Genomic DNA, 6246 nt, shown 5'->3' with positions numbered 1-6246 from the left:
GTACGCACACCCTGCGCCGCGCCCACCGAACCCACCGCTTTCACCGAACGCACCAGGTCACGACCGTTCATGCTGCTCACCCTGCCACTGACCGCCCCACGTGGGCGTGTCGTTCAACTGCCGTTCACCCGTGCCACGACCACATCTTCACGACACGGACTATGTGGGGCGCACCCTGGTGTCGAAGTCGATCACATGGCATTGTCCGTGCCAGCCGCGTCACGCGCACACCCCAGCCCGTGCGCGGAGGACGCACACGACGCGCACAGTCCAGGAGCCGACCATGTCGACCGCTAGTCCTCATCCGCTCTGGCAGCCAGACCCCGAGCGCATCGCCCGGGCACGGATCACGAGGTTCCAGGCCTGGGCAGCCGAGCACCACGGCGCCCCCGCCGAGGGCGGCTACGCGGCCCTCCAGCGCTGGTCCGTCGACGAGCTGGGCACCTTCTGGAAAGCCGTCACGGAGTGGTTCGACGTCCGTTTCTCGACGCCCTACGCGCGCGTGCTCGGCGACCGCTCGATGCCGGGCGCCCAGTGGTTCCCCGGGGCGACCCTCAACTACGCCGAACACGCCCTCCGCGCGGCCGACACCCGCGCTGACGAACCAGCTCTCCTGCACGTCGACGAGACACACGAACCACGCCCCGTCACCTGGGCCGAACTGCGCCGCCAGGTCGGCTCCCTGGCCGCCGAACTGCGCGCCCTCGGCGTACGCCCCGGAGACCGTGTCAGCGGCTATCTCCCCAACGTCCCGCAGGCCGTCGTCGCCCTCCTCGCCACAGCCGCCGTGGGTGCCGTCTGGACGTCCTGCGCGCCCGACTTCGGCGCCCGAAGCGTCCTGGACCGCTTCCAGCAGGTCGAACCCGTCCTGCTGTTCACGGTCGACGGCTACCGCTACGGCGGCAAGGAGCACGACCGGCGCGAGATCGTCGCCGAACTGCGCCGCGAGCTGCCCACCCTGCGGGCCGTCGTCCACATCCCCCTCCTCGGCACCGACGCACCCGAGGGCGCCCTGGACTGGTCGGCCCTCACCTGCGCCGACACGCACCCCGTCTTCGAGCAGGTGCCCTTCGACCACCCCCTGTGGGTGCTCTACTCCTCCGGCACGACCGGCCTGCCCAAGGCCATCGTCCAGTCCCAGGGCGGCATCCTGGTCGAGCACCTCAAGCAACTCGGCCTGCACTGCGACCTGGGCCCCGAGGACCGCTTCTTCTGGTACACGTCGACCGGCTGGATGATGTGGAACTTCCTCGTCTCCGGCCTGCTCACCGGCACCACGGTCGTCCTCTACGACGGCAGCCCCGGCTACCCGGACACCGGCGCCCAGTGGCGCATCGCCGAACGCACCGAGGCCACCCTCTACGGCACCTCGGCCGCCTACGTCATGGCCTGCCGCAAGGCGGGCGTACACCCGTCCCGCGACTTCGACCTCTCCTCCGTCCAGTGCGTCGCCACCACCGGCTCGCCCCTGCCACCCGACGGCTTCCGCTGGCTCCACGACGAGGTCCGCGACGACCTGTGGATCGCCTCCGTCAGTGGCGGCACCGACGTGTGCTCCTGCTTCGCCGGAGCCGTACCGACCCTCCCGGTCCACGTCGGCGAACTCCAGGCCCCCTGCCTCGGCACCGACCTCCAGTCCTGGGACCCGAACGGCATCCCCCTGGTCGACGAGGTCGGCGAGCTCGTGGTCACCAACCCCATGCCGTCGATGCCCATCCACTTCTGGAACGACCCCGACGGCAGCCGCTACCACGACAGCTACTTCGACACGTATCCCGGCGTGTGGCGGCACGGCGACTGGATCACCGTCACCTCCCGTGGATCCGTCGTCATCCACGGCCGCTCCGACTCCACGCTCAACCGCCAGGGCGTACGCATGGGATCCGCCGACATCTACGAGGCCGTGGAGCGCCTCCCCGAGATCAGGGAATCCCTCGTCATCGGCATCGAACAGCCCGACGGCGGCTACTGGATGCCCCTCTTCGTACACCTGACCCCCGGAGCCGTCCTCGACGAGGCCCTGCAGAACCGCATCAAGCAGACCATCCGCGAACAACTGTCACCGCGCCACATCCCCGACGAGATCATCGAAGTACCCGGCGTCCCCCACACCCTGACCGGCAAACGCATCGAGGTCCCGGTCAAACGCCTCCTCCAGGGCACCCCGCTGGAGAAGGCGGTCAACCCGGGCTCCATCGACAACCTCGACCTGCTGAGCTTCTACGAGGACCTGGCCCGCAAACGCGCCTGACCGGCACCCCCTCGGACTCACCGGAGGCGACGGTGAGTCCGAGGCCTCCGCGACTGACCACTCGCCGTCACCAGGCCTGTCGACGCAGCCAGGTCGACCACTCGGCCATTGACCTGCATGTTTCTTCCGCATCCGGATGCGCGATCCCCTTGTCGAGCCCCCGTTGTCAGTGCCGCCGATTACTGTGAGTGAGCATTGATCGACCGTGCACAGGGGGAACAATGACGCACACCGACAGCCGGACCATGCGACGGGTCCTGCGCCGCGAAATCGCCGGCACCATCGGCCTGCTCACCGACGAGCACGACTTCCGGGCCATGCGGCGCTACCGCAGCTTCACGTTCGACGACCACGCGGCCTACCTCAAGCATGTGGAAGGCCTCCTCAGGACCCGGGCACTACAAGGCAGCCACACCACGGTGGCCCTCTTCGACCCCGAGGAGTACGCCGAGTTCTGCAAGCAAAAGGGCCTCGACCCCGACAACCCGTCGAGCCGCACACGCTTCACCGCACGACTCGCGGTAACAGGTCCGACCCTTCCGTACGAGGGCCAGCCGCTGTCCGACCTCCTCCCGGCCCTCGTCGACGAGGCCGTGCGACAGGCCACCTGGGAGTACGCGACCACACTGCTCGCTCGCCTGGGTGCCTGCGCCTCATGCGGCGAGGACATCGGACGCGCCGCCTTCGCCCGGGCCTCGGACCTCCTCGTCCGCATCCTCGACACAGCCCCGTCCGGCAACCGGCACCTCGTATGCAGCGTCACGGGACCGCCCGAGACCCTCGTCGCCGCCCTCCACGTCGCCGACACCGGCGGCCCCGTCGAACTGGACGAGACCGAAGCCCTCGAGTTCACCACAGTCCTGGCCCTCGGCCTGGCCACCGAAAGCCCAGGAGGACTCGTCATCCGCGCCAGCGCCCCGGGCAGCCCCGACCGCGTCTACGGCTGGCGCCTGCGCGCATACGGACTCGAACCCCTCACCGCGGGCGAGGTCTTCGATGCCTACTGCACCGACGTCGAATCCGGCGACCTGATCTCCCCGGAATCCAACGTCGATTACTGCGAGCCGCCCGACCTGGGAGAGGAGAAACCCGCACAGGGACACCATCACTGAAAAGCGGGCGGGGCGCCCCACGTCAGTGGAGCGCCCCGCCCGGGCAGCCATCGGCCGGCCATGCCGGCTCACTCGCCGGACAACACCGCCCGCGCCGCGCTGCGCGCGTCCTCGGCGGTGTCCGAGGCCCGAGCCGCCGCAGCGGCCCGCTCACACTGCGCCAGCGTGTACTTCGCCAGCGCGGCCCGGACATAGGGGATCGACGCCGCGCCCATCGAAAGAGAGGTGACGCCCAGACCAGCCAGCACACACGCGAGCAGCGGATCGGACGCGGCCTCACCACAGACGCCACAGCTCTTGCCCTCGGCCTTCGCCGCCTCGGCGGACAGCGCCACCAGGTCGAGCAGCGCGGGCTGCCACGGATCCTGCAGACGGGAGACCGCACCCACCTGACGGTCGGCGGCGAAGGTGTACTGCGCCAGGTCGTTCGTCCCCAGCGACAGGAACTCGACCTCCTGGAGAATCGAGCGCGCCCGCAGGGCGGCCGACGGAATCTCGACCATCGCGCCGAACTTCGCCCGCAGCCCAGCCTCTCGGCACGCGTCCGCGAAGGCCCGGGCATCGGTGCGGTCCGCGACCATCGGGGCCATGACCTCAAGGTAGACCGGCAGCCCTTCCGCGGCCTTCGCGAGCGCCGTCAGCTGGGTACGCAGGATCTCCGGGTGATCGAGCAGCGTCCGCAGGCCCCGCACGCCGAGTGCCGGGTTCGGCTCGTCGGCCGGCGTCAGGAAGTCGAGCGGCTTGTCCGCGCCCGCGTCCAGTACCCGCACCACGACGCGTCCCTCGGGGAACGCCTCCAGCACCTGCCGGTACGCCGCGACCTGCTTCTCCTCGGACGGCGCCTGCTTGCTGTCGTCCAGGAAGAGGAACTCGGTACGGAAGAGACCGACACCCTCGGCACCGGCCTCGACCGCTGCCGCCACATCCGCAGGGCCGCCGACGTTCGCGAGCAACGGCACCTTGTGACCGTCCGCGGTGGCACCGGGACCCGTCGAGGCCGCCAGTGCCGCCCTGCGCTCGGCGGCCGCGGCCTCGAGCTGAGCCTTCTTCTCATCGCTCGGGTCCACGAAGATCTCGCCGGTGCTGCCGTCGACGGCGATCATCGTGCCTTCGGCGAGCTCACCGGCACCCGGCAGCGCGACCACGGCCGGCACCCCGAGGGCTCGCGCCAGAATCGCGCTGTGGCTGGTCGGACCGCCCTCCTCGGTGACGAAGCCGAGCACCAGAGTCGGGTCCAGCAGCGCTGTGTCGGCAGGTGCGAGGTCACGGGCGACAAGGACATAGGGCTCGTCGCTGTCGGGCACACCCGGCATCGGCACCCCCAGGAGACGGGCGACGATACGATTCCGCACGTCGTCGAGGTCGGCTACGCGACCGGCGAGGTACTCACCGGCACCCGCGAGCAGCTCGCGGTACGCGGCGAACGCGTCGTACACCCCGCGCTCGGCCGTGCTGCCGACGGCGATCCGCCGTTCCACGTCTGCTATCAGCTCCGGGTCCTGGGCCATCATGGCCTGGGCCTCGAGCACCGCCTGGGCTTCACCCCCCGCCAGGTTGCCCCGTGCCATCAAGTCGGCCGCCACAGCCTCCACGGCCTTGCGGGCGCGCCCCTGTTCACGCTCCGCCTCCTCCGCGGGGATCTGCTTCGCGGGCGGCTCCAGCACCGCCGTTCCCATATGCCGAACCTCGCCGATCGCCACACCGTGGCTCACGCCGACGCCTCGCAGCGTTGTGTCCATCTCACCCGTCTCCGATAGTGCGGCGGATCCAGCCGCCGTGTTGGTTCTCCTGCCAGCCGCCATACGACGGCACTGACGTCACTTCCAGAGGAAGAGACTGTCACCGGCCTTCACATCGCCGTCGTCACGAAGATCGGAGAGCGCTTCGGCCGTGGCCTCCAGCGCCACGATCGGGCAGACCGCGGACTTGCCGGCGGCCTCCACGGCAGCCGGGTTCCAGCGCACGATGCCCTGACCGCGCCTGACGGTGTCACCCTTGTTCACGAGCAGCTCGAAACCCTCGCCATTGAGCTGCACGGTGTCGATACCGAGGTGGGTGAGCACGCCGTGCCCGTTCTCGTCGACGACGACGAACGCGTGCGGGTGCAGGGAGACGATGACGCCGTCCACGGGCGAGACGGCCTCGGAAGGCTCACGTACGGGGTCGATCGCTGTGCCCGGGCCGACCATGGCCCCGGAGAAGACCGGATCCGGCACGGCTGCCAGTCCGATGGCGCGTCCTGCGAGTGGGGACGTCACGGTGGTCATGGGAAGCCTCCCAGGGGTGGAGATCGATATGGGCCGTCCCTGTCGGTACCGGGACGGCACACTGCTCAGCAGGGTATGCCACCTGAAGTGCCGGTTCCGCGTGAGCACTCCAGAGTGGTCTAGACCATACCGCACATCGATTTGCACCCGCTCCGCGGCCGCGTGTACAGTCGTACTCCTGCCTGGGGCTGAGCGACGCAACCTCGTGTCCTCGCCTGGCAGCATCCAACTTGTCAGATCCTATCTCGGGGTCACCTTCTGCATGCCTGCAGGACGGTGGTCAGAGGGCCGGAAAAACACTGGTAGAGTTGGGAACACGAAGGGAAGCGCCCGGAGGAAAGCCCGAGAGGGTGAGTACAAAGGAAGCGACCGTTCCTTGAGAACTCAACAGCGTGCCAAAAGTCAACGCCAGATATGTTGATACCCCGTCCGTCGGAAATTTCCGATGGTCGAGGTTCCTTTGAAAAAACACAGCGAGGACGCTGTGAACGGTCGGGCTTATTCCGCCTGACTGTTCCGCTCTCGTGGTGTAGCACCGGATTACCGGTACACATTCACGGAGAGTTTGATCCTGGCTCAGGACGAACGCTGGCGGCGTGCTTAACACATGCAAGTC

At 68.8% G+C, this 6246-nt stretch carries 4 protein-coding genes and 1 rRNA gene; 3 read left to right on the top strand and 2 right to left on the bottom strand.

Annotation, left to right across the window (positions count from 1 at the left end):
- Positions 1–283 precede the first annotated feature (283 nt).
- Positions 284–2251 (top strand): acetoacetate--CoA ligase, encoded by a 1968-nt coding sequence (locus CA983_RS39260; RefSeq protein WP_086605482.1) that lies wholly within the window; start codon positions 284–286, stop codon positions 2249–2251.
- A gap of 221 nt (positions 2252–2472) precedes the next feature.
- Positions 2473–3363, top strand: a complete 891-nt coding sequence (locus tag CA983_RS39255) for a hypothetical protein (protein ID WP_086605481.1) — start codon at positions 2473–2475, stop codon at positions 3361–3363.
- Positions 3364–3431: 68 nt separating this feature from the next.
- Here CA983_RS39255 and ptsP read toward each other — a convergent pair whose 3' ends face one another.
- Both ptsP and CA983_RS39245 read right to left on the bottom strand, forming a co-directional pair.
- Positions 3432–5102 (bottom strand): phosphoenolpyruvate--protein phosphotransferase, encoded by a 1671-nt coding sequence (gene ptsP, locus CA983_RS39250; protein ID WP_086605480.1) that lies wholly within the window; start codon positions 5100–5102, stop codon positions 3432–3434.
- A gap of 78 nt (positions 5103–5180) precedes the next feature.
- On the bottom strand, positions 5181–5630 hold the full coding sequence (locus CA983_RS39245; RefSeq protein ID WP_059416024.1) for a PTS sugar transporter subunit IIA: 450 nt from the start codon (positions 5628–5630) through the stop codon (positions 5181–5183).
- A gap of 553 nt (positions 5631–6183) precedes the next feature.
- On the opposite strand from CA983_RS39245, the gene CA983_RS39235 reads away from it, so the two are divergent.
- Positions 6184–6246 (top strand): 16S ribosomal RNA (locus tag CA983_RS39235); the annotation flags it as partial.

The sequence above is a fragment of the Streptomyces swartbergensis genome, assembly GCF_002148965.1.
Taxonomy (GTDB): Bacteria; Actinomycetota; Actinomycetes; order Streptomycetales; family Streptomycetaceae; genus Streptomyces; species Streptomyces swartbergensis.
Note: the sequence above shows the minus strand (reverse complement) of the source record. Positions and strands in the feature narration are given on the sequence as shown.